Source organism: Actinomadura syzygii, assembly GCF_008085905.1.
Taxonomy (GTDB): domain Bacteria; phylum Actinomycetota; class Actinomycetes; order Streptosporangiales; family Streptosporangiaceae; genus Spirillospora; species Spirillospora syzygii.
This window is the reverse complement of record NZ_VSFF01000002.1, coordinates 185,583-206,226: the sequence shown is the minus strand read 5'-3', so window position 1 is coordinate 206,226 and position 20,644 is coordinate 185,583. Positions and strand designations below refer to the sequence as shown.

The window sequence follows — 20,644 nt, the reverse complement described above, 5'->3', positions numbered from 1 at the left end:
AGCAACATGATCGCCCCGCATGACCCCTGGCATGCCCGGTGGCGAAGGAGCAGTCGAAGCGGCGCCAACGGCAATTGCGTCGAAGTCGCGAGCCTCGACGCGAACATTGGCGTCCGCGACAGCAAAGCCCCCGAGCACGGCCACATAACCCTCACCCCCCAGGCATGGACCATCCTCACAACCCAAATCCGAGCCGGACACCACGACCGGTAACGAGGGATGGCACGCCTTCCTCAAGCGCACCAAGCCTTACCACGAGTTCGGGATGACGCACGCGGGCGCCTACCTTCACCATGTGCCGGTGGTGGACGCCGACATCCTGTCCGGAGCGGCATTGGAGCGGACCGTTCCCATCCTGCGTGCTACGGGATATCACGTGGACATGGAGTTCTGGGAGGGCGGCGCCGGGGCCGGGTGCTGCCCGCCGGAATGCAGCACGATCGGCGATTGACGAGAGGCATGAATGCGGGGCGAATGGGCGAGGCTGCCTGCGAAAGTGCGGGATGCGATCATGGAGCGCACCGGTGCGGTTCGCATCGTCCAAGCCCCTGGGGGCGGGAGTAACGTCGATCTCGCCGTCACCGTTTCGGGGCCTTCGGGGCGGGTCTTCATCAAAGCCGCTCCGAGGGTTTCCCCCAGCGAGGACGGGCCGCGGGTTCGCGCGCTGCGCAGGGAAGCGGCGGTCAACCCCTGCGTCCCCGAGTTGGCCCCCCGGCTCCATTGGACGGTGGAGTCCGGGGGGTGGCTCGCGTTGGGTTTCGAGCACGTCGAGGGCCGCCTCAGCGACTACTCACCAGGCAGTCCGGACCTGGTGACGCTGGCGGAGGCGGTTCAGCGACTCCAGGCCACCCCCTGTCCGGACGCCGTCGTCATGCGCGTCGAACGGCGCTGGGAGTCCCTGTCCGACGATGTGTCCCCCATGGCCGGGAACGCCCTTCTGCACACCGATCTCAACCCGCACAATCTGCTGATCGGCCCTGATCGGCGCTTTCACGTGGTGGATTGGGGATTCGCGTCCCGCGGCGCACCTTGGATCGAGATCGGTCAGGTGATCCCATGGTTGGTGCATGCGGGGCATTCCCCTGCCGAGGCCGAACGGTGGGCAGCGCAGTTTCCGTCATGGTTGCAGGCCGACCCTGCGGACATCGACCTATACGCGCATCTGTCGGCTGAACGGTGGAACCAGATCAGCGCCGCTCGTCCCAAGTCGCATGTTTCGACCAACCTGCTGCTCGCCCGGGAATGGTCCTCTCACCGAAGGAGGAGGCGTTGAGCATTCCCTCGGTGGGTTAGCGGCCGGTGGTGTTGTCGAGTTGTTCGCGGAGGATGTCGGCGTGGCCGGCGTGGCGGGCGGTTTCTTCGATCATGTGGGTTAGGGCCCAGCGGATGCTGGGGGCGGGGCGTCCGGGACGCGGGATCGGTGCGGCCAGGTCCGTGCAGCCGTCGAGGACCTTGTTCGCTTCACCGACTGCCTCTTGGTAGCGGGTTAGGACTTCGGAGACGGTGTCTGTGGGGGCGGCTTGGAAGGTTGCCTGCCAGTCAGTCACTTCGTCGCCCAGGAACATCGAGCGTTCGACGTATGTGAGGTGGTTCAGCAAGCCCAGCAGGTTCGTGCCGGACGGCACTCCGGGCGTTCGGACCTCGGGTTCGGAGGCGCCGTCGACCTTCGCGGCTATCGAGGTGCGGAGGTAGTCGAGGAAACCGCGCAGGGTCTCGGCCTCGCTGTTTCCAGCCCGGGGCGGCGGAGTGTCGCGGCGGCGCGGGGCGGTGGGCATGGTGGTCTCCTTCGGTAGGGCTAGCCAGTCTTGCCAGCCCTTCCCCGAAGAAGCGCGGATGTTTGCGGTTTCGGCAAGGTGCTCTCCAAGTACTCGTGGACGGTCTTCGCGGGGTGGCCGATGGCGGCTTCCAGGGAGGGCGCGGTGGTGTCGAATTCGCCGTTGCGTGAGGCGGCGAACATCGTCAGGGCGAAGTCAGCGGCCGGGCGCGGCATTCCGTTGGCCACCGCTGCGGAGACCCAGTCGGCGTCGTCCATGACGACTCGGGTGATGGTCCGGCCGGTAATTCGGGTGAGAATTTCGGCGATGGCGGCGAAGTCGAGTGTTTCGGCGGCCGTCAGAGGTGGAGTTGTCCCTTCGAGGGCGCCTTCTTCGGTGAGGGTGAGGGCGGCGGCTTCTGCCAGGTCCTCATGGGCCGTCCAGGAGACGGGGCCGTCCTGGGGCAGGGCCAGTGTGCCGGTTTCCAGAGCCGCGCCGATGTAGTGGCCGATGGTGGAGGCGTAGAACCCGTTGCGTAGTGCGGTATAGGGAATTCCCTGCTGCTTGAGGTGCTCTTCGGTGGCCGCGTGGACCTTTTGCGGCGGGAAGAGCGACAGCGGAGACGCGGCCTGGTGGCTGGTGTACACGATGCGCTGGGCGCCCGCGTCGCGCGCGGCGTCGATGGCGGCGACGTTGGCGGGGAGCGCGCCGCCACCTCGGATGGCGGCTGAGACGATCAGGACACGTTCGGCGTCCGCGAACGCGTGCTCCAGAGTGCCGGGTGCGGTGAAGTCTCCCGCCCGGACCCGGACGCCGCGCTCGGCGAGGTCGGCGGCCTTGTCCACGTCGCGGACGCTGACGGCGATCCTTTCGGCCGGTACCCGCTCCAGCAGGCGAAGGACGATCAGCGAACCGAGGCGGCCGGTGGCTCCTGTGACGAGCAGCATCGATGGCTCCCAACTGTGAGGATTCCAGTGGAACTCCATTGAGAGTAACACTGATATTTCCGATGGATTCAAGGCAGCGGTATCATCGTTCTCATGACACCGAACGCGCTGCGGCGAGACGTCACACGGGACCGCATCGTCAAGGCGGCGGCCGTCCTGCTGCGCGAGCACGGGCCGGTCGCGGTGACCACGCGCCGCGTCGCCCAGGAGGCCGGGCTGCAACCACCGGCCCTCTACCGCTTCTTCCAGGGCAAGGACGACCTACTGGACGCCGCCGCGGAGCACGTCTTCGTCGAGCATGTGGCGAGCAAGCAGACCGCGGCCCCCTCGGACGACCCCGTGGACGACCTCCGCGCCGGCTGGGACACGCAGATCAGCTTCGGCCTGGCCAACCCCTACGTCTTCGGCCTGCTGCTGGACCCGGCCCGCGCCCGCCACACCCCGGCGCAGGTCAAGGGCGTCCGCATCCTCGCCGAGCGGGTCCACAGGATCGCCGCCGCCGGACGGCTCCGGGTGAGCGAGGAACGCGCCGTCAACCTCATCCGCTCGGCGGGGATCGGAACCGTCCACACCCTGTTGACGCTGCCCCCCGAGGAGAGCGACCCGACCCTGGCGGACGCCGCCTTCGACGCGATCGCCCGCGCCATCCTCACGGACGAGCCCGCCGTCCCCACCGGGGACCCCGCGGCCGTCGTCGCGGCCTTCCGCATCCTCATGCCGGAACTGCCGGGCCTCAGCAAGGCCGAGGTCTCGCTCCTGGACGAGTGGCTGCGACGCTGATCCAGGCCGCAGGGGCGCGGTGTAACCCTCGCGCGCGCTACTGGACGTCCACCATCAAACGAGGTTGTCTTCCACCTTCAGGCCGAAGACGCCGCGGCCGTACATCGAGAGGGCGTGTTCGACGTCGTTGGCGACGTGGACGCTGCCCGCGTGGGCGTCGCGCCAGGCGCGTTCGATGACGTTCCCCCGGTGCAGGGAATTGCCTCCGGCCGTCTTGAACAGGATGTCGATCGCCTCGATGGCGCGTTCGGTGCCGCGGACCTGGTCGCGGCGGGCGCGCAGCCGCAGTTCCATCGGGATCTTCTCGTCGCGCCGCGCGTACTCGTGGATCTCCCGGACGTTCCGGTCGGTCTGCAGGATGGCGGCGTCGATCTCGGACGCGGCGCGGGCGACGGCGACCTGCGCGAACTGGTCCTCGACGAAGCGGCCGCCGCCGAGGCTGAGCCGGATCCGGTCCCGCATCCGCGCGACGTACAGGTCGTGGCAGCCCGCCGCCATGCCGATCACGCTGGCGGTGACGGTGCCGGTGAAGATCGTCCCGAACGGCATGCGGTAGAGGGGGCCGGGGTTGACCTTGCGGCCGGGGTTGCGGAGCTGCGCCTGCTCGAAGTTGCGCATCGCGCGGTGGGCCGGGACGAACGCCCGCTCCACGACGATGTCGTCGCTGGCGGTGCCGCGCAGGCCCATCGAGTCCCAGACCTCGCGGATCTCGTAGTCCGTCGCGGGGACGAGCACCGTCATGAAGTCGACCGGGCGGCCCTCCGCACCCACGACCAGCGCGCCGAGCAACGCCCACGACGTGAACTCGCAGCCCGACGAGAACGACCACCGGCCGGTCAGCTCGAAGCCGCCGTCGACGGGGGTGAGGCGTCCGATCGGGGCGTAGGACGAGGCGACGAGCGTGTCCGGGCCCGCCGCCCACACCTCGCTCTGGGCCTCGTCCGGGAACAGGCCGAGGTGCCAGGAGTGGACGCCGAGCACCGCCGCGACCCAGCCCGTCGAGCCGCAGGCGCCCGAGATCGCGCGGATGACCTCGTAGAACGCGACGGGGTCGTCCTCGGTGCCGCCGTGCCGGGTCGGCTGGAGCATGCGGAACACCCCGGCCGCGGTGAGGTCGCGGACGGTCTCGGCTGGGATGCGCCCCTTCTCGTCCACGGACCGGGCCCGCTCGGCGATGCCGGGCAGCAGGCCGCGCACCGCGTCCAAGACCTCATTGCTCATCCCTGCTCCGTCCCTTTCCTCGCTCTGTCCGGCAGGACACCATGGCGACATTACGGCGCGGGCGCGGGCGTCCCGGCCACCGGGACTCGCCGGACCGGACGGCGGGCCGCGACCTAACGTTCGATCGGACGACCCATCGCCGAAGGGATGATCCAACGTGACCGCAACCGAGCCGGACGCCGTCCGCGCCATCGAGGCGGAGGCCGTCTCCTCCCGGTTCGCCCGGGGTTGGCACTGTCTCGGGCTGGCCGAGAAGTACCGGGACGGGAAGCCCCACACGGTCAACGCCTTCGGTCAGAAGCTCGTCGTGTTCACCGGCGCGGACGGCGAGACCAACGTCCTGGACGGATACTGCCGCCACATGGGCGGCGACCTCTCGCAGGGCACCGTCAAGGGCAACGAGATCGCGTGCCCGTTCCACGACTGGCGGTGGGGCGGCGACGGGCGGTGCAAGAAGATCCCGTACTCGCGGCGCGTCCCGCTGCGGGCGCGGACGGCGGCGTGGCCCACGATGGTCCAGGACGGGCTCCTGTTCGTCTGGAACGACCCCGAGGGCAACAAGCCGCCGGACGAGGTGACGATCCCGGTCATCGAGGGTGCCACCCGCGACGACTGGACGGACTGGCGCTGGACGGAGACGACCGTCCACACCAACGCGCGCGAGGTCATCGACAACGTCGTGGACATGGCGCACTTCTTCTACATCCACAAGTCGTTCCCGACGTACTTCAAGAACGTCTTCGAAGGGCACGTCGCGACGCAGATCATGCGGGGCCGGTCCAGGGACGACGCCCGCGAGCAGCGGGACGGCGGAGGCGGCGGCGGGCCGCGGATGCTCGGGAACAGCTCCGTCGCGTCCTACCACGGCCCCTCCTTCATGATCGACGAGCTGACGTACCACTACGAGGGCTACGACCTGCGCTCCGTCCTGATCAACTGCCACTATCCGATCGACCAGGACTCCTTCTCCCTGCACTCGGGGATCATCGTTCAGCACAGCGACGCGCTCCCGCCCGAGGCGGCGGAGGCGACGGCGCGGAAGCTGTCGGACTTCATCCTGACCGGGTTCGAGCAGGACATCGAGATCTGGCGGAACAAGACACGCATCGACAACCCGCTGTTGTGCGAGGAGGACGGCCCGGTCTACCAGCTCCGCCGCTGGTACCGGCAGTTCTTCGTGGACGTCGCGGACGTCGCCCCGGAGATGACCGACCGGTTCGAGTTCGAGATCGACACGACCCGTCCGGTCGAGTCGTGGCAGCGGGAGGTCGAGGAGAACCTCGCGCGCCGCGAGGCGCAGGGGGCCTCGGCGTGACCGTCCGGCAGGACGACCGGCTGCTGGACGGGCCGCTGCTGCCCGTCCGGTGCCGCCGCTGCGACGCCGAGGTGCTGGTCCGCAAGGCGAGCTGGGAGCAGACGAGCATCCAGTGGAACGCGGCGGCGCGGGCGGCGTGCACGGGCCTGTCCGGCGACCCGCACGCGACGTGCCCGGCGCTGCGCTCGGCGATCCAGGAAGCGGCGCTGACCGGCGCCATCGCGGTGATGGAGTGAGCCCGTGATCGACCGTTACGGACCGTGGGCCGTCGTCGCGGGCGGATCGGAGGGCGTCGGCGCGGCGTTCGCGCACCGGCTCGCCGACGCGGGGCTGAACCTCGTGCTGATCGCCCGCAGGCCGGGGCCGCTGGCGGAGACGGCGGACGCCGTCCGGGCGAAGGGCGTCGAGGTCAGGACGCTGGAACTCGACCTCGTCTCCCCCGACGCGCTGGCGAAGGTCCGCGAGGTCACCGACGGCCTGGACGTCGGCCTGCTCGTCTTCAACGCGGGCGCGAACAGCTACCGGCACGAGTTCGTCACCGGCGACCTGGACGGATTCCAGGGCGTCATCGACCTCAACATCACGGCGCAGCTCGCGCTGACGCACCATTTCGGCGCGCCGATGAAGGAGCGCGGGCGCGGCGGGATCCTGCTGGTCGGATCCCTCGCCGGGTACATGGGGCAGGCGCGGATCAGCGTCTATTCGGCGGTGAAGGCGTTCGGGCGGATCTTCGCCGAGGGATTGTGGCTGGAGATGCGCGAGCACGGGGTGGACGTCCTGGAGCTGGTGCTCGGTGTGACCCGCACCCCGGCGATGGAGCGCGCCGGGCTCGACATGGACATCCCGGGCCTGCTCGTCGCCGATCCCGACGACGTCGCCCGCGAGGGCCTCGACCATCTGCCGGACGGCCCGGTCTGGGTCGCGGGCGGCAACTACGCGACGGCGCGGAAGCGGGCGGGCTTCCCGCGCGCCGAGCTGGTCGCGGACGCGCACGCCCTGATGCAACGCATGCTGCCGGGCCCGTCCTGACCGAGTTGACCTCAGGTTTGGTTGAGGTCATAGCGTCCCCTTCCAGACGACGACGGAGGGGGACGACCATGCGGGTCGCGGGATTCGAGGAGCCGGGCGGACCGGACGTGCTGAGGGTGCTCGACGTCCCGGCGCCCGAGGCGGGGCCGGGCGAGGTACGGGTCCGGGTGGTGACGGCCGGTGTGCAACCGTACGACCTGGCGATCCGGGAGGGCTGGACGCCGCCGGGGACGCCGGAGGGCTTCCCGCGCGTCCCCGGCAACGAGTTCGCGGGCGTCGTCGACCAGGTCGGCGAGGGCGTCACCGATGTGCGGATCGGGGACGAGGTCGTCGGCAACTGCCGGCTCAAGGCGTACGCGGAGTACGTCGCGGTCCCGGCGGCGGTGGTGACGGCGAGGCCGGAGGGCATGCCGTGGGAGGTCGCGGGCGGCTTCCCGGCCGCCGTGATGACCCCGCACATCGCGCTTGAGGTGATGGGCGTCGGCGACGGGGACACGCTGCTCGTGCACGCGGCGGCGGGCGCGGTCGGGGCGGTCGCCGTCCAGCTCGCCCGGATCGCTGGCGCGACCGTGATCGGCACCGCGAGCGAGCGCAACCACGACTACCTGCGGTCGATCGGCGCGATCCCGGTCGCCTACGGGGACGGCCTGGAGGAGCGCGTCCGCGCCGCCGCGCCCGGCGGGATCGACGCCGCGCTCGACGGCGCCGGAGGCCACGCCCTGGACGTGTCGCTGGACCTCGTCAAGGACAGGGACCGCGTCATCACGCTGGTCGACCACGCGCGCGCGGCGGAGCTCGGCGTCAGGACGACGCCGGACAGGCGGGCGGCGTCCCGCGTCGCCGAGGCGGGCCGCTTCTACGCCGAGGGGCGGCTGCGCGTCCACGTGCGCGGCGTGTTCCCGCTGGACCGGGCGGCGGACGCGCACCGCGAGGTCGCGACCGGCCACGGCCGCGGCAAGGTCGTCCTGACCGTCGGCGCCGCCGAGTAGCGGCGCGCGACGGGGCGGCCCGCCCGGACACCTGCCGCGGGCGGGCCGCTCGCCATCGTCGTTCCTTTCAGTGGGACGCGGCGGGGTTGCGCAGCGTGACGTTGATCCGGTTCCAGGCGTTGATCGAGGCGATCGTCATGACGAGCGCGGCGAGGTCGGCCTCGTCGTAGTGGTCGGCGGCGTCGTTCCAGACGTCGTCCGGCACTCCATCGGCGTCGTCGGCGATGCGCGTGGCGCTCTCGGCGAGGGCCAGCGCGGCCCGCTCCTCGTCGGTGTAGAAGGGCGTCTCGCGCCAGGCCGCCACCGACCAGACCCGCTCGTCCGTCTCGCCCGCCTTCTTGGCGTCGGCGGCGTGCATGTTCACGCAGAACGCGCAGCCGTTGATCTGGCTGACGCGCAGCCTGACCAGGTCGAGCGTGCTCCGCGGAACGCCGCTGGCGTTGATGTACCCCTCCAGGGCGAGCATCGCCTTGTAGCCCTCGGCGGCCGACTTCCGAATGCTCATCCGTGCCTGCATGCCGCTTCCTTCCCTAGATCTTGCTATGGAATATCCAGAATTCATGGACGCGAGCGCCCGCGCGGGCGCGTCGCGGTCAGGTGCGCAGGGCGGCGAACCAGGCGCGGGTCTCGGCGGGCGCGGACGGGGACCGCCGCTCCACGCTGTCCCGCAGGCCGGCGAGGGTCTGCCCGGCCAGCTCCCGGCGCCAGGCGAGCTCCGCCCGCCGCATGGACTGGGAGACGAGGCACCGCCTGCGGTAGTCGACCCCCTCGTGCTCGCCGGGGCCCCGCCGGAGGACCTCTTCGCAGCGGAACGCCTCCTCGGGACCCTCGATGGCGGCGACCACGTCCATGAGCGTGATGTCCTCGGGGCGGCGCGCGAGCCGGAACCCGCCGCGCGGGCCGGGGGTGGACGCGAGGATGCCCGCGCGGGCCAACGCCTGCAACTGCTTGTTCAGGTAGGCCGCGGGCAGCTCGTAGAACGCCGCCAGCCTGGCCGCCGGGACCGCCTCACCCGGCTCCAGCCAGGTCAGGTTGAGGCAGCTGTGGATCGCCCACTCGACTCCCTCGCTCATCCGCATAATCTGGATACTAAATGTCCAGGATTAGCTTCGCAACCGGAACGGGCCTCCCGGCTCTCAGGGGGTGCGGACGGCGGCGGCGCGGCCCGCGCGGCGGCCGAAGAACGTGCCGTCGCCGAGGGACGTCCCGGAGACGTAGCCCTCGCCGTGCATGCCGGACGCCGCGCGTCCCGCCGCGTACAGGCCGGGAACGCGGGTGCCCGAGCCGGTCAGGACCTCGCCGTCCACGGTGGTGCGCAGCCCGCCGAGCGTGAACCCGGCGACGCCGCTGCCGCCCTGGCCCGCGCCGCCGCCGAAGAACCCGGCGCGCGGGTCGATCGCCGCGAACGGGGGTCTCAGCGGGCGCACCCATTTCGGGTCCTTGTGGAAGTACGGGTCCTCGCCCTTCTCGGCGTGCCGGTTGTAGGTCTCGACGGTCGTCTCCAGGGAGCCGCGCGGCATGCCGAGCGACGTCTCCAGTTCGGCGAGCGTCTCGGTGACGTAACGGGGGCGCAGGCCCCAGCGGTCGGGCTCGGGGACGTCCTCGAACCCCTCCTCGTCGATGATCGTCCAGTAGGGGCCGGGCTGGTGCCTGACCGCGTGGACGCTCCAGTGGCCCGGGTAGACGTCCTCGTTGATGAAGCGGCGTCCGAGGCCGTCGACGAGCATGCCGCGGCACACCATCGCGGGCAGGGCGGTGAGCGCGATCTCCACGACGCCCATCCGGCGGGTGGCGGCTCCGATGGCGGTGGCCATCCGGATGCCGGAGCCGTCGTCCAGGCCGTCGCTGACCTTGCCGTGGCCGAGCAGGACGGGCGCGTGGTCGGCGAGCATCTCCTCGTTGTCGACGAACCCGCCGGTCGTGAGGATCACCGCCGTCCGCGCCCGGTAGAGGACGGTCTTGCCGTACTTGCGGGCCACGACCCCGGCGACGCGGCCGTCGTCGTCCAGGACGAGGTTCGTCGCGAGCGTGTCGGTGTGCGCGGCGGCCCCGGCCGCGAGCGCGGCGGCCGTCAGCCGCTCCATGAGGATCCCGCCGCCGAACCCGCTCGCCGCCGGACGGTGCCCGCGCGGGACGGGCCTCGCGACGGTGTTGTACGGCCAGGAGTTCTCCCCCAGCCACATCAGCCCCTCGTCGGACATCGGCATCCACGTCGGCCTGTCGTAGAAGGTCGCGTTGAACGGCACGCCGCATTCCCGGAGCCATTCAAAATGCTCGACGCTTCCGTCGCAGTACAGCCGCAGTTTCTCGGTGTCGGCGTGCGGGCCGAGGGCCGCCTCCAGATAGGCGAACATCGTGTCGGGGTCGTCGTCGAAACCGCACGCTTTCTGGATCGCGGTGCCGCCGCCTAGGTAAAGCTCACCGCCGGACTGCGCGGACGAGCCGCCCGCGCCGCTCGCCCGTTCCAGGACGAGCACGTCCGCGCCCGCCCGCGCCGCCTCGAACGCCGCCGCCGCGCCCGCGCAGCCGAAACCGGCGACCAGCACGTCGCATTCGTGGTCGAACGCGGCGACGTCGCGCAGCGCGAAAGCCTCGACCGAAGAACGGGAGTTCATCTATTTCCCCGGAGGGACGAACGCGGCCAGCGGCTCGGAGCCGGACCAGTCGTGGCCCCAGTAGCTGTCCTTGGTGATCTCTTCGGCGGTGTAGTAGGTCTCGTCGACGAGCATGCCCTCGCAGCCGTATTCGATATCCCATCCGCCGGGCGCCCGGACGTAGAACGACACCATTTTGTCGTTGGTGTGCCGTCCCAGTGTCGAGGAGATGGAGAAGCCCTTCTCCTTGACGCTGTCGAGCGCGATGCCGACCGCGTCCAGCGTGTCGACCTCCACCATCAGGTGGACGAGCCCGGGGTCGCCGTCGTGGGGGGCGGGGCAGATCGCGATGCTGTGGTGCCGCTGGTTGACGCCCATGAACCGGATGCGGACCCGGCCGCCGCCGACCTTCATCGCGCCGCGCGGCAGGAACCCGAGAACCTCGTTGTAGAACGCGGCCGTCTCGGCGAAATTGGGCGTGGGAAGGACGACGTGCCCCATTCCCATGGCGCCGGTGACGAACTTCTGCGCGAATCCCGTCCGGACGGGGCTGTGGTCGAGCACCGGGCCGAAGAACACTTCGGCAGGCGTGCCGCCGGGGTCGGCGAACACGATGACCTCTTCGGCGTCGCGCTCGGCGGCCTCTTTCGGGGTGAGCGTCCGGACCTCACGGCCGGACTTCTCGACCGCCTCCCGGACGGCGGCCAGCGCGTATTGGTCGCGCACTTCCCAGCCCACGGCCAGCACTTTGTCGCTGTCCCCGGGCAATAGCTGGAGGCGCGAGCGGCGCTCGTCCATGCGCAGGTAGAGGCCGTCCGGGTCGGGCCCGGCGCCCTCCGCGAACCCGAGCCCGTCGAGCGCGAACTCGCGCCACCGGTCGATATGGCGGGTCTGGACCTTCAGATATCCGAGCCCTCGGATCTGGGCCATCTGGAACGCACCTCTCCTCGTGGGTTCAGATCATGGAGCGCATCGGGCCGTGCGGGGGCTCGATGTCCAGCTCGGTCAGCGCGGACACGTGGTAGACGGCGCCGGGCACGTGAATGGCGTGCGCGAGCCCGACGTGCGCGTCCCGCCAGAACCGCTGGATCGGGTTGTCGTTGCGCATCGCGTTCCCGCCCGACCGGACGACGATCTCGTTCATCGCATGCACCGCCCGCCACGCCGCCCGAACCTGCGTGCGACGGCCCGCCGCGCGCTCGGCGAACGTCGGCTGACGACCCGCCGCCACCTGGTCGTAGACGCGCGAGCAGTTGTCGAGCAGCGCCGTCCTGGACGCCTTGATCTCCTCCGCCGCCTCGCTGATCGCGTACAGCACGTACGGGTCGTCCTTGATCTTCGTGCCGGTGATCTGGACGCGGTTGCGCTGGTAGGCGAGGTGGTGGTGGAGCGCGCCCTCCGCGATCCCGATGACGGCGGAGGTGATGCCGAGCGGGAACACGCAGGAGAACGGCATCAGGTAGGACGGGTTGGTCAGCCCCGCCTCGCGCGCCGCGGAACCGTCCACGACCTTGCCGTACTCAAGCGTCCGGTAGGCGGGGACGAAGGCGTCCCTCACGATGACGTCCTTGCTGCCGGTGCCCTTGAGCCCGGCGACGTCCCAGGAGTCCTCGACGATCTCGTAGTCCGACCGGGGCAGGATGAGGTGCAGGGAGCGGGGCGGCTGCGCGACCTTGCCGTCCGCGTCGCCGACCATCCCGCCGAGGAAGATCCAGTCGCAGTGGTCGGTGCCGGACGAGAACTGCCAGCGCCCGTTGAAGACGTAGCCGCCGTCCACCGGGCGGGCGACGCCCATCGGGGCGTAGGGCGACGCGATCCACACGTCCGGGTCGTCGCCCCAGATCTCGTCGCGGACCCTCGGGTCGGCGTAGGCCATCTCCCACGGGTGGACGCCGACGATCCCCGCGACCCAGCCGGTGGACCCGTCGAGGGCGGCGACGCCCATCACCGTCTCGGCGAACTCGCGCGGGTGGACCTCAAGTCCGCCGTGCGCCTCCGGCTGGAGCTGCCGGATGACCCCGGCCTCGCGGAGCGCCTGCGCGGCCTTGTCGTCCAGCCTGCCGAGGGCCTCGTTGGCGGGGCCGAGCTCGCGGATCTGCTCCGCCCGTTCCATGATCGTGTCGAGCACGCGGTTCGCCCGCCCTGCTGTCATCGCCTCTCCCGTGTCCGTGTTCAGCCGTCGTAGGTGATCTTGAGCCGGTCGCTGACCGGTCTCGCCTGGCAGGCGAGGATGAGGCCGTCGGCGAGGTCCCGCTCGTCGAGGACCGCGTTGGCGTCGAGCGTGACCTCGCCCTCAAGCGCCACGCAGGCGCAGGCGGAGCAGTTGCCCTCCCGGCACGAGAACGGCGCGTCGACCCCGGCGCGGAGCAGGGTGTCGAGGAGGCGCTCGGATCTCGGCCACGGGACGGTCCGCGTCTCGCCGTCGATCTCGACCTCGATCTCGGCGGCGTCGGTGCTGACCTCTGCCTCTGGTTCGTCGGGGTCCTCGAACGGGTCGCCCTCCAGGGAGAAGAACCGTTCGACGTGGACGCGGTGCCCCAGGTCGCCGAGCGCGTCCGTGACCAGGTCCATGAAGACTTCCGGGCCGCAGAGGAACGCCTGCCGTCCGGAGTAGGGCAGGGCCAGGGAGCGGACGGCGGCGGACGTCGGCAGCCCCTGCACCGACTCCAGCAGATGGACGACCGTCAGCCGGTCGGGGTGCCGCTCGGTCAACGCGCGCAGCTCGCTCGCGAAGATCACCGAGCGTTCGTCCCGGTTGGCGTAGAGGAGCGCGACCCTGCCGCGCCCGCCCGCCAGGCACGACTTCAGGATCGACATCACCGGGGTGATGCCGCTGCCACCCGCGACGAGCAGCAGGTCGTCGTCCAGCGAGGACGGCGTGAAGGTGCCCGCCGGGCGCAGCACCTCCAGCACGTCGCCCGCCGTGACGTTGTCGCAGATCCAGTTGGACCCGAGGCCGCCGTCCACCCGCTTGACCGTCACCTTCAGCCGGTCGTCGGTGAGCGGCGAGCTGCACAGCGAGTAGCAGCGGGCCGCCCAGCCGTCCCCGGCCGGGACCCGGACGGTCAGGAACTGCCCGGGACGGTAGGAGAACCGGTCCCGGTCGCCCTCGGCGGGTTCGAGGACGAGCGAGCGCGCGTCCGCCGTCTCGTGGACGACGTCGACGACCCGCGCCTTCAAGGTGGTCATGTCCCGGCGTCTCCGGCACCGGCGGCGTGCCGCGCCGCGATGTAGCCGAACACGATGGACGGGCCGATCGTCGCGCCCGGCCCCGCGTACTCGTTGCCCATCACCGACGCGGACGAGTTGCCCGTCACGTACAGGCCGTCGATGACCGAGCCGTCCGCGCGCAGGACGCGGGCGTGCTCGTCCGACACCAGCCCGCCCTTCGTGCCGAGGTCGCCGACCTCCAGGCGGAAGGCGTAGTAGGGCGCGGTGTCGATGACGTCCAGGTTCGGGTTCGGCAGGTTCGGGTCGCCGTAGTAGCGGTCGTAGGCGGAGTCGCCGCGTCCGAACTCGGGGTCCCTGCCCGCGCGGGCGTGGCCGTTGAACGTCTCCACGGTCTTCGCCAGGGCGTCCGGCGGGACGCCGATCGCCGTCGCGAGCGCCTCGATCGTGTCGGCCTTGAACACGATCCCCGCGTCGTAGAACGCCTTCGGGATCGGCGCCCCCGGCAGGATCTGCGCGAACGGGTAGCGGGCGCGGGCCCTGGCGTCCATCACGAACCAGGCGGGGACGTGCCCGCCCGCGAGCTGGTCGTGGACGAAGTTGACGTACGGGGCGGCCTCGTTGGTGAAGCGCGTCCCGGCCGGCGACACGATGACCTGGCGCGGGATGGCGCGCTCGGACACGAGCGGGATCGTCGCCCCGGCCGGGTGCCGGACGGCGGGCATCCACCAGGCGTCGTCCATCAGGTCGAGCGCGGCGCCGAGTCCCTCGCCCGCGCGGATGCCGTCGCCCGTGTTCTCCCGGGCGCCCATGGCGAAGTCCTCCCGCCCGCCCTTCGGCAGGTAGCGCTCGCGCATCTCCTGGTTGTGGTCGAACCCGCCGGTCGCGAGGAGGACGCCCTTGCGGGCGCGGATCCGCAGCGTCGTCCCGTCCCGTTTCGCGGCGACGACGCCGGTGACGCGGCCGTCCTCGCTGACCAGTTCCCGCATGCCGGTCTTCAGCCATAGCGGGACTCCGGCGTCCTTGAGCGCCATCCGCAGCCGCGCGACGAGCGCGCGTCCGCCGGTCGCCATGTGCCGCCGCCGGACGAGGTTGGACGACACCCGCCACGCCGCGACCAGCGATGCCCGGCGTCCGGCCCAGGTGCGCTTCGCCATCGCGAGGTCGTGGTAGTCCTTGCTGGTGATCCAGAGGCCGAGCGGGCCTTTCATGTTGTTCGGACGCTGGTATTTCTCGTCGTCGCCGAGTTTGCGGGTGTCGAACGGCTTCGCCTCGATGGAGCGGCCGAGCGGACGTCCGCCGTCCAGTTCGGGGTGGTAGTCGGCGTAGCCCTTCGTCCAGAAGAACCGCATCCATTTGCTCTTGCAGATGAGTTCCATGGCGGCGGGGCCGTTGTCGACGAAGGCGTCGAGCCGCGCGGCCGGGACGCGGCCCTGGGTGAGCAGGTCGAGGTAGCGGCGGATCGACTCGCGGCTGTCGTCGTGGCCGCGCGATTTCAGCGTCGGGTTGTTCGGGATCCAGATGCCGCCGCCGGAGATTCCGGTGGAGCCGCCGAACTTCGAGCCCTTCTCGACGACGAGCACGCTCATTCCCGCGTCGCGGGCGGTGAGCGCGGCGGCCATTCCGCCGCCGCCGCTGCCCACGACGACGAAGTCGAACTCGTGGTCCCAGCCGGTCATGATTCGTCCTCCTGGGTCAGGAACGCGAGAACGGCGCTTTCCCAGGCGGACTTCTGCTCGATCATCACCCAGTGCCCGCAGTTCGGGAAGATGTTCACCTGGACGTCGGGGATCGTCCGCATCGGGACGAGGGCCATGTCGACCGGGCTGACGCGGTCGTCCCGTCCCCAGGTGATGAGGGTCTTGGCCCTGAGCTTGTGGAGCATCGCCCAGTACGGCGGCTCGTCCGAACCGGCCATCGCCTTCGCGCGGGCCGCCATCGCCTTCGACCCGTACATGCGGCGCGCGGCGGCGAGAGTGTCCGGGTCGGTGGCCTGCTCCCAGCGCTCCTCGATCATCTCCTCGGTGACGATCCGCCGGTCGTAGACCATCGAGTGCAGCCACCGGATCAGGCGTTCGCGGGTCGGGTCGTCGGTGAACTCCATCAGCAGCCTGATGCCCTCGCCGGGGCCGGGGCTGAAGATGTTGCGTCCGATCCCGCCGATCGTGACCAGCCGCCGGACGCGCTCAGGGTGTTTCACGGCGACCTGCGTCCCGATGATCCCGCCCATCGAGTTGCCGATCACGTCGACCCGGTCGAGGCCCAGGCCGTCCAGGAAGCGGACGACCGCGCCGCCCGCCGCCGCCATCGGGTGCTCGTCGGTCGGGTCGCTCACCCCGAACCCCGGGAATTCGAGGACCAGGCACCGGAAGTGCCCGGCGAACCGGACGAGGTTCCCGCGGAAGTTCCGCCAGCCGGTGACGCCGGGGCCCGAGCCGTGCAGCATCAGCAGCGGCGGCCCCTCGCCCGCCTCGTGGTAGCGCAGGACGCCCCGGTCGGTGGCGAGTTCGCGCGACGTCGACTCGTGGGTCAACTCCGTGGGCATGGTCTCTCTGTCCTCCGAGGATGGGCTTGCCCGGAACGTAATCGCGGCCGGGCCGGGGCCGTCCCGCCGATCCCGATCAGCGGGACGCGCGTCTCACGGCGACCGTCCCCCGCCGGGTTCGCGGCGTCTTCCACTCATCGGGACCGTCCGGGGCGCTTGACCGTCATGGACACTTTGACTAGCACCACCCGTGCGACCCGAACCGAGTTCTGGACGTGGGCAGCCCCCGCGACGACCCCAGAGGTGGACAGATGCCAGCCGACCGAGCGCTCACCGACAAGCCCGGAACCGCGCCCGGCGACGCTCCCGACCCGGCCGAGTTCCGCAAGGCCATGGCGGAGTTCGCCACCGGCGTCACCGTCGTCACCGCCCTCGACGGCGGCGAGGCCGTCGGGTTCGCGTGCCAGTCGTTCGCGTCGGTGTCGCTGGAGCCGCCGCTGATCCTGTTCTGCGCGGACGTCCGCGGCCGGTCGTGGCCGCGGATCCGGTCGGCGGGACGGTTCTGCGTCAACGTCCTCGCCGAGGAGCAGCGCGAGCTTTGCGAGCGGTTCGGGTCGAGCCGGGGCGCCAAGTTCGACGGCCTGGACTGGGAGGTGTCGCCCTGGGGCACTCCCGTGCTGCCGAACGTCCTGCTCTGCGTGCACGCGGTCGTGCACGGCGTGCACCGGGCGGGCGACCACGAGGTGGTGATCGGGCGTGTCCTCGGGATCGAGCGGCACGACGTCCGGGACGGCGCCTGGCGGCGTCCGATGGTGTTCTTCCGCAGCCGGTTCGGGATCAACGAGCCGGACGCGCCGATCGCGCCGGACCCGTGGGGCGTCGGCGACCGCTGGGGCTGGGGCTGACCCGCGGACCGAGACGTGGGCCGGGTCCGGGGCCCGTCGTCACATCCAGTCGCCGCGGCCGTCCACGGCGAGCAGCCGGTTCATCGTCTCCGGCGACCACGTCGCCGCCTCCGCGCCGCGCTCGGCCGCGCTCCGCCGGGCCCGAGCGCCCGCCCGGCCGCCGCCGCGCGTCGTCGCCCCGAGGCCGGGGAACAGGATCCGCGACGTCTCCCGCGCCGCCGTGACGACCAGCGGCGCGACGTTCTCCAGCGGCGCGCGGATGTCGCCGACCAGCGAGATCCCCGCGACCGGGCCCTCCGGGCCGCGGATCGCCGCGGCCACGCACGCGATGCCGGGGAAGGACTCGCCGCGCTCGAAGGCCAGCCCGCGGCGCTGCCGGATCCGGTGCAGCTCCTGGTGCAGCGTCCGGATCTCGCCGATGGTGCGGCTGGTGAGCCGGGTGATCTCGGGGCCGAGCAGCGCGTCCACCCGCTCGGGCTCCAGCCAGGCGAGCATCGCCTTGCCGAGCGCGGTGCAGTGCGCGGGCGCCCGCCCGCCGACCCGGGACGGCACGGACGCGGCGAGCCGCCCGCCGAGCTTGTCCAGGTAGTAGACCTCGGCGCCGTCCAGGACGGCGAGGTGCGCGACGAGCCCGGTGGTGACCTGCAACTCGTGCAACAGCGGCGCCGCCGCCTCGCGGACCCTGCCGTGCCCGCCGTCCCGGCCGCCGAGCCCGAGGGCGCGCTGCCCGAGGCCGTAGCCGAACGAGTGGTGCGCGAGCCAGCGCTGCCGGACGAGCTGGTCCAGGATCCGGTGCGCGGTGGAGCGCGGCAGCCCGGTGCGGCGGGCGACGTCCTCCAGGGTCAGCCGGGCGGTCGGGCCGCTGAACGCGTCCAGGATCAGCGTCATCCGCTCGATCATCGACGGCGGCGACTGCGCCGGTCGCACCGACTGCGCCGGTCGCGGCGGTGATCCGGACGCCATGACCTCGGTCATCGCACCTCCCAGAGAACAACTGAAATGAATTCTGGTTATCTGGAATCTAGCAACCGCTTGGTCTCCTGGGAAGAGGGGGCGTAAAGCGAGGTCAGCACGAGCTTCCCGGGCCCGACCCGGCCCGCGTCGCGCGCGAAACGCCGTGATAGAACGTTTTCCTGCGACGAGGGGAGCACCGATGCGTGTCGGCATCGTCACACCGGTGGTGGCGCAGCCGCCGCCCGGACCCGCCGCCTGGGAGCGGGACGCGGGCATCGAGGACATCGCGCGGATCGCCGAGACCGCCGACCGGCTCGGCTACCACCATCTGAGCTGCAGCGAGCACGTCGCCGTCCCGATCGAGGCGGCCGAGCAGCGCGGCGGGGTCTACTGGGACCCGCTCGCCACGTTCGGGCACATCGCGGCGCGGACGTCCCGGATCCGGCTCGCCACGCACGTCCTCGTGGTCGGCTACCACCACCCGCTCGCCATCGCCAAGCGGTACGGGACGCTCGACCGGGTCAGCGGCGGGCGGCTCACGCTCGGCCTCGGCGTCGGCAGCCTCCAGGAGGAGTTCGCGCTGCTCGGCGCCCCGTTCGCGGACCGCGGCGCCCGCGCGGACGACGCGATCGCCGCGCTCCGCGCGTCCCTGTCGAAGCGGCTGCCGGAGTACCACGGCGAGTTCTACGACTTCGGCGGGCTGGTCGTCGAGCCGCACGCCGTGCAGGAGCGCGTCCCGATCTGGATCGGCGGCCGGACGGCCCGCTCGCTGCGCCGCGCGCTGGACGCCGACGGCTGGGTGCCGTTCGGGCTGCCGCTCGGCACGCTCGCCTCGATGCTCGCGGACGCCGACGTCCCGGCCGGGTTCGACGTGGTGCTCGGGACGTCCCGCCCGCTGGACCCGATCGGCGACCCGGACGCGACCGGCGCCGCCCTCGCCGAACTGCGCGAGGCGGGCGCGACGATCGCGGGCGCCCGGTTCGCGTCCACGTCCCCCGCCCACTACCGCGACCAGCTCGCCGCGCTGCGCGAGCTGGCCGACCCGTTCGAGCTGACCTTCGGGGAGGAGCGATGACCGACGTCGAGGCCCGGCTGAACGCGCTGGAGGCGCGGCTCCGCCACCTGGAGGACGAACGCGCCGTCACCCGGCTGATCCTCTCCTACGCCCCGCTGGTGGACAGCGGCTGCGCCGCCGACGTCGCCGCGCTGTGGGGCGAGGACGGCGTCTACGACGTGGACGAGCTGCTGATGTCCGGCCGCGCGGAGGTCGAGGCGATGGTCCGCTCCGAGGGCCACCAGGGCTGGATCGCCGGGGGCTGCGCGCACTTCGCCGGGCCGCCGCACGTCATCGTGTCCGGCGACGAGGCGACCGCGACCGGCTACACCCTGATGATCGTGCACGGCCCGGACGGCTTCCTGGTGCGCCGTGCCACCGCGAACCGCTGGCGGCTCCGCCGCACGCCGCTCGGCTGGCGGGTGGCGAACCGGACGAGCCGCGTCCTGGACGGCCGCGAGGAGTCGCCCGACCTGCTCGCCTCGCACTTCCCGGGGGCCGTCCGGCACCGTCCCGAACCGGAGGACGGCTAGGGCGTCATCGCCATGGCGGTGAGCACCCGCGAGGCCAGCTCGCGGTCGCCTTTCACGGTCACCGTGACGGCGCCGGGCGCGCACCGCCCGGCGGTCAGCCGGACGTAGGTCTCCCAGTCCATGCCCAGCTCGGCCGCCGGGTCGGCGCCCGCGTCGGCGGGCTCGGCGAGGTGGCCGCGGCCGTCGTCATCCACCCGGACGGCCACGTCGTAGGAGGGCGGGCCGGAGATCCGGAACGCGACCGACCGGCCGGGCTCCGCGCTCGCCTTCCGCGCCACCACACGCGGCAGGCCGGGGCTCATCAGCTCCCAGAAGCACCGCGCGGCCGGGGCGTCGAGGTTGCCTGGACGGCCGACCGCGCGCCGGACGTCCTGCTCGTGCGTCCAGCAGTCCATGGCGCGGAACTTCATGAAGCGGGTGTAGGGGCCCTCGCGGCCGTCCGGGCACATGACGACGCGCTCCGGGTCTATGCCGGGCAGCTCGGCGAGGCGGCGCTCCAGCGCGCCCGCGAGATGCGCCGCGACGTCCGGGCCGGGCACCGGCCGCCGCGCGTGGACGGCGAGCTCCATGAACTTCCCGAAGTCGTTGCGGACGTGCTCGAACTCCGGCACCTCGACGTCCGGGGACGGGTCGCCCAGCAGGGCCAGCTCGACCCCTGCGAGGTGGGAGAACTGGTCCTTGACCGTCCAGCCGGGGCATTCGGTGGGGAGGTCCCAGTCGCGCCCGTCCAGCGTCGAGGCAAGCTCCAGGCTGGACCGGACCGTCTGCTCGTAAGCGGCGATGATGGTGCGCACGTGAAGAGCGTACGCCGACCGCCGGAAACCGCCGCGCCCGCGCTATTCACTGATCACGGAGATGTGTATATAAATGTTATGGGGCGTACTCTGCCGTGCCGGAACTCGACCTGGGAGTTGAT

General features: G+C 71.5%; 24 protein-coding genes. 11 read left to right on the top strand and 13 right to left on the bottom strand.

Going from position 1 to position 20,644, the window contains the following annotated elements; translation table 11 throughout:
• The first annotated feature begins 6 nt into the window (after window positions 1–6).
• Genes FXF65_RS05170 through FXF65_RS05160 form a run of 3 tightly spaced genes read left to right on the top strand, consistent with a single transcriptional unit; the run spans window position 7 to window position 1,273 of the window.
• On the top strand, window positions 7–213 hold the full coding sequence (locus tag FXF65_RS05170) for a DUF397 domain-containing protein (RefSeq protein WP_148348548.1): 207 nt from the start codon (window positions 7–9) through the stop codon (window positions 211–213).
• 52 nt (window positions 214–265) lie between these two features.
• A complete protein-coding gene (locus tag FXF65_RS05165) occupies window positions 266–451 on the top strand; it encodes a hypothetical protein (protein WP_148348547.1) in 186 nt (61 codons plus the stop codon).
• Between the two features lie 60 nt (window positions 452–511).
• Window positions 512–1,273: a phosphotransferase family protein gene (locus FXF65_RS05160; RefSeq protein WP_187412103.1), complete on the top strand. Its 762-nt coding sequence runs from the start codon at window positions 512–514 to the stop codon at window positions 1,271–1,273.
• Between the two features lie 16 nt (window positions 1,274–1,289).
• On the opposite strand, the gene FXF65_RS05155 is transcribed toward FXF65_RS05160, so the two are convergent.
• Both FXF65_RS05155 and FXF65_RS05150 read right to left on the bottom strand, forming a co-directional pair.
• A complete protein-coding gene (locus FXF65_RS05155) occupies window positions 1,290–1,775 on the bottom strand; it encodes a DinB family protein (RefSeq protein WP_148348545.1) in 486 nt (161 codons plus the stop codon).
• Between the two features lie 20 nt (window positions 1,776–1,795).
• Entirely contained in the window at window positions 1,796–2,701 is a 906-nt protein-coding gene (locus tag FXF65_RS05150) for an NmrA family NAD(P)-binding protein (RefSeq protein WP_148348544.1), read from the bottom strand.
• Between the two features lie 93 nt (window positions 2,702–2,794).
• Between FXF65_RS05150 and FXF65_RS05145 the strand changes: the two genes are divergently transcribed.
• Window positions 2,795–3,481 (top strand): TetR/AcrR family transcriptional regulator, encoded by a 687-nt coding sequence (locus FXF65_RS05145; protein ID WP_148348543.1) that lies wholly within the window; start codon window positions 2,795–2,797, stop codon window positions 3,479–3,481.
• Between the two features lie 54 nt (window positions 3,482–3,535).
• Here FXF65_RS05145 and hsaA read toward each other — a convergent pair whose 3' ends face one another.
• Complete coding sequence (gene hsaA, locus FXF65_RS05140; RefSeq protein ID WP_148348542.1) at window positions 3,536–4,702, bottom strand: 3-hydroxy-9,10-secoandrosta-1,3,5(10)-triene-9,17-dione monooxygenase oxygenase subunit; 1,167 nt, start codon at window positions 4,700–4,702, stop codon at window positions 3,536–3,538.
• A gap of 157 nt (window positions 4,703–4,859) precedes the next feature.
• On the opposite strand from hsaA, the gene FXF65_RS05135 reads away from it, so the two are divergent.
• The 4 genes from FXF65_RS05135 to FXF65_RS05120 all read left to right on the top strand — a co-directional run bounded on the left by FXF65_RS05135 (window position 4,860) and on the right by FXF65_RS05120 (window position 8,035).
• Window positions 4,860–6,017 carry a 3-ketosteroid-9-alpha-monooxygenase, oxygenase component gene (locus tag FXF65_RS05135; RefSeq protein WP_148348541.1) on the top strand — a complete coding sequence of 386 codons (1,158 nt, stop codon included), beginning with the start codon at window positions 4,860–4,862 and terminating at the stop codon, window positions 6,015–6,017.
• Window positions 6,014–6,253 (top strand): ferredoxin, encoded by a 240-nt coding sequence (locus tag FXF65_RS05130; RefSeq protein ID WP_148348540.1) that lies wholly within the window; start codon window positions 6,014–6,016, stop codon window positions 6,251–6,253. Before FXF65_RS05135 ends, FXF65_RS05130 begins: the two co-directional genes overlap by 4 nt.
• Before the next feature lie 4 nt (window positions 6,254–6,257).
• Window positions 6,258–7,046, top strand: a complete 789-nt coding sequence (locus tag FXF65_RS05125) for an SDR family NAD(P)-dependent oxidoreductase (protein WP_148348539.1) — start codon at window positions 6,258–6,260, stop codon at window positions 7,044–7,046.
• A gap of 68 nt (window positions 7,047–7,114) precedes the next feature.
• The gene (locus FXF65_RS05120; RefSeq protein ID WP_148348538.1) at window positions 7,115–8,035 is read left to right on the top strand and encodes an NADP-dependent oxidoreductase; all 921 of its coding nucleotides are present in this window, start codon (window positions 7,115–7,117) and stop codon (window positions 8,033–8,035) included.
• Between the two features lie 67 nt (window positions 8,036–8,102).
• Here FXF65_RS05120 and FXF65_RS05115 read toward each other — a convergent pair whose 3' ends face one another.
• The 8 genes from FXF65_RS05115 to FXF65_RS05080 form a co-directional block, all read right to left on the bottom strand.
• Window positions 8,103–8,540, bottom strand: coding sequence for a carboxymuconolactone decarboxylase family protein (locus FXF65_RS05115; protein ID WP_246198367.1), 438 nt, complete (start codon window positions 8,538–8,540; stop codon window positions 8,103–8,105).
• A gap of 88 nt (window positions 8,541–8,628) precedes the next feature.
• Entirely contained in the window at window positions 8,629–9,108 is a 480-nt protein-coding gene (locus FXF65_RS05110; protein ID WP_342787277.1) for an RrF2 family transcriptional regulator, read from the bottom strand.
• Window positions 9,109–9,171: 63 nt separating this feature from the next.
• Entirely contained in the window at window positions 9,172–10,650 is a 1,479-nt protein-coding gene (locus tag FXF65_RS05105) for an FAD-dependent oxidoreductase (RefSeq protein WP_148348535.1), read from the bottom strand.
• A complete protein-coding gene (locus tag FXF65_RS05100) occupies window positions 10,651–11,559 on the bottom strand; it encodes a VOC family protein (protein WP_148348534.1) in 909 nt (302 codons plus the stop codon). It lies immediately after the preceding gene.
• Window positions 11,560–11,584: 25 nt separating this feature from the next.
• Entirely contained in the window at window positions 11,585–12,781 is a 1,197-nt protein-coding gene (locus tag FXF65_RS05095) for an acyl-CoA dehydrogenase family protein (RefSeq protein WP_148348533.1), read from the bottom strand.
• Between the two features lie 20 nt (window positions 12,782–12,801).
• Window positions 12,802–13,818: a ferredoxin--NADP reductase gene (locus FXF65_RS05090; protein ID WP_148348532.1), complete on the bottom strand. Its 1,017-nt coding sequence runs from the start codon at window positions 13,816–13,818 to the stop codon at window positions 12,802–12,804.
• Window positions 13,815–15,476 (bottom strand): FAD-binding protein, encoded by a 1,662-nt coding sequence (locus FXF65_RS05085; RefSeq protein ID WP_148348531.1) that lies wholly within the window; start codon window positions 15,474–15,476, stop codon window positions 13,815–13,817. Before FXF65_RS05085 ends, FXF65_RS05090 begins: the two co-directional genes overlap by 4 nt.
• Window positions 15,473–16,342 carry an alpha/beta fold hydrolase gene (locus FXF65_RS05080; protein WP_148348530.1) on the bottom strand — a complete coding sequence of 290 codons (870 nt, stop codon included), beginning with the start codon at window positions 16,340–16,342 and terminating at the stop codon, window positions 15,473–15,475. The genes FXF65_RS05085 and FXF65_RS05080 overlap by 4 nt, the downstream gene beginning before the upstream one ends.
• A 251-nt stretch (window positions 16,343–16,593) precedes the next feature.
• Here FXF65_RS05080 and FXF65_RS05075 point away from each other — a divergent pair, with 251 nt between their 5' ends.
• Window positions 16,594–17,187: a flavin reductase family protein gene (locus FXF65_RS05075; RefSeq protein ID WP_148348529.1), complete on the top strand. Its 594-nt coding sequence runs from the start codon at window positions 16,594–16,596 to the stop codon at window positions 17,185–17,187.
• Between the two features lie 39 nt (window positions 17,188–17,226).
• Here FXF65_RS05075 and FXF65_RS05070 read toward each other — a convergent pair whose 3' ends face one another.
• Entirely contained in the window at window positions 17,227–18,162 is a 936-nt protein-coding gene (locus FXF65_RS05070) for an IclR family transcriptional regulator (protein ID WP_246198366.1), read from the bottom strand.
• Between the two features lie 178 nt (window positions 18,163–18,340).
• On the opposite strand from FXF65_RS05070, the gene FXF65_RS05065 reads away from it, so the two are divergent.
• Both FXF65_RS05065 and FXF65_RS05060 read left to right on the top strand, forming a co-directional pair.
• Complete coding sequence (locus FXF65_RS05065) at window positions 18,341–19,216, top strand: LLM class F420-dependent oxidoreductase (protein WP_148348528.1); 876 nt, start codon at window positions 18,341–18,343, stop codon at window positions 19,214–19,216.
• Window positions 19,213–19,728: a nuclear transport factor 2 family protein gene (locus FXF65_RS05060; RefSeq protein ID WP_148348527.1), complete on the top strand. Its 516-nt coding sequence runs from the start codon at window positions 19,213–19,215 to the stop codon at window positions 19,726–19,728. The genes FXF65_RS05065 and FXF65_RS05060 overlap by 4 nt, the downstream gene beginning before the upstream one ends.
• Here FXF65_RS05060 and FXF65_RS05055 read toward each other — a convergent pair.
• Window positions 19,725–20,522, bottom strand: a complete 798-nt coding sequence (locus tag FXF65_RS05055) for a maleylpyruvate isomerase family mycothiol-dependent enzyme (RefSeq protein ID WP_148348526.1) — start codon at window positions 20,520–20,522, stop codon at window positions 19,725–19,727. The genes FXF65_RS05060 and FXF65_RS05055 overlap by 4 nt on opposite strands.
• Window positions 20,523–20,644 lie beyond the last annotated feature (122 nt).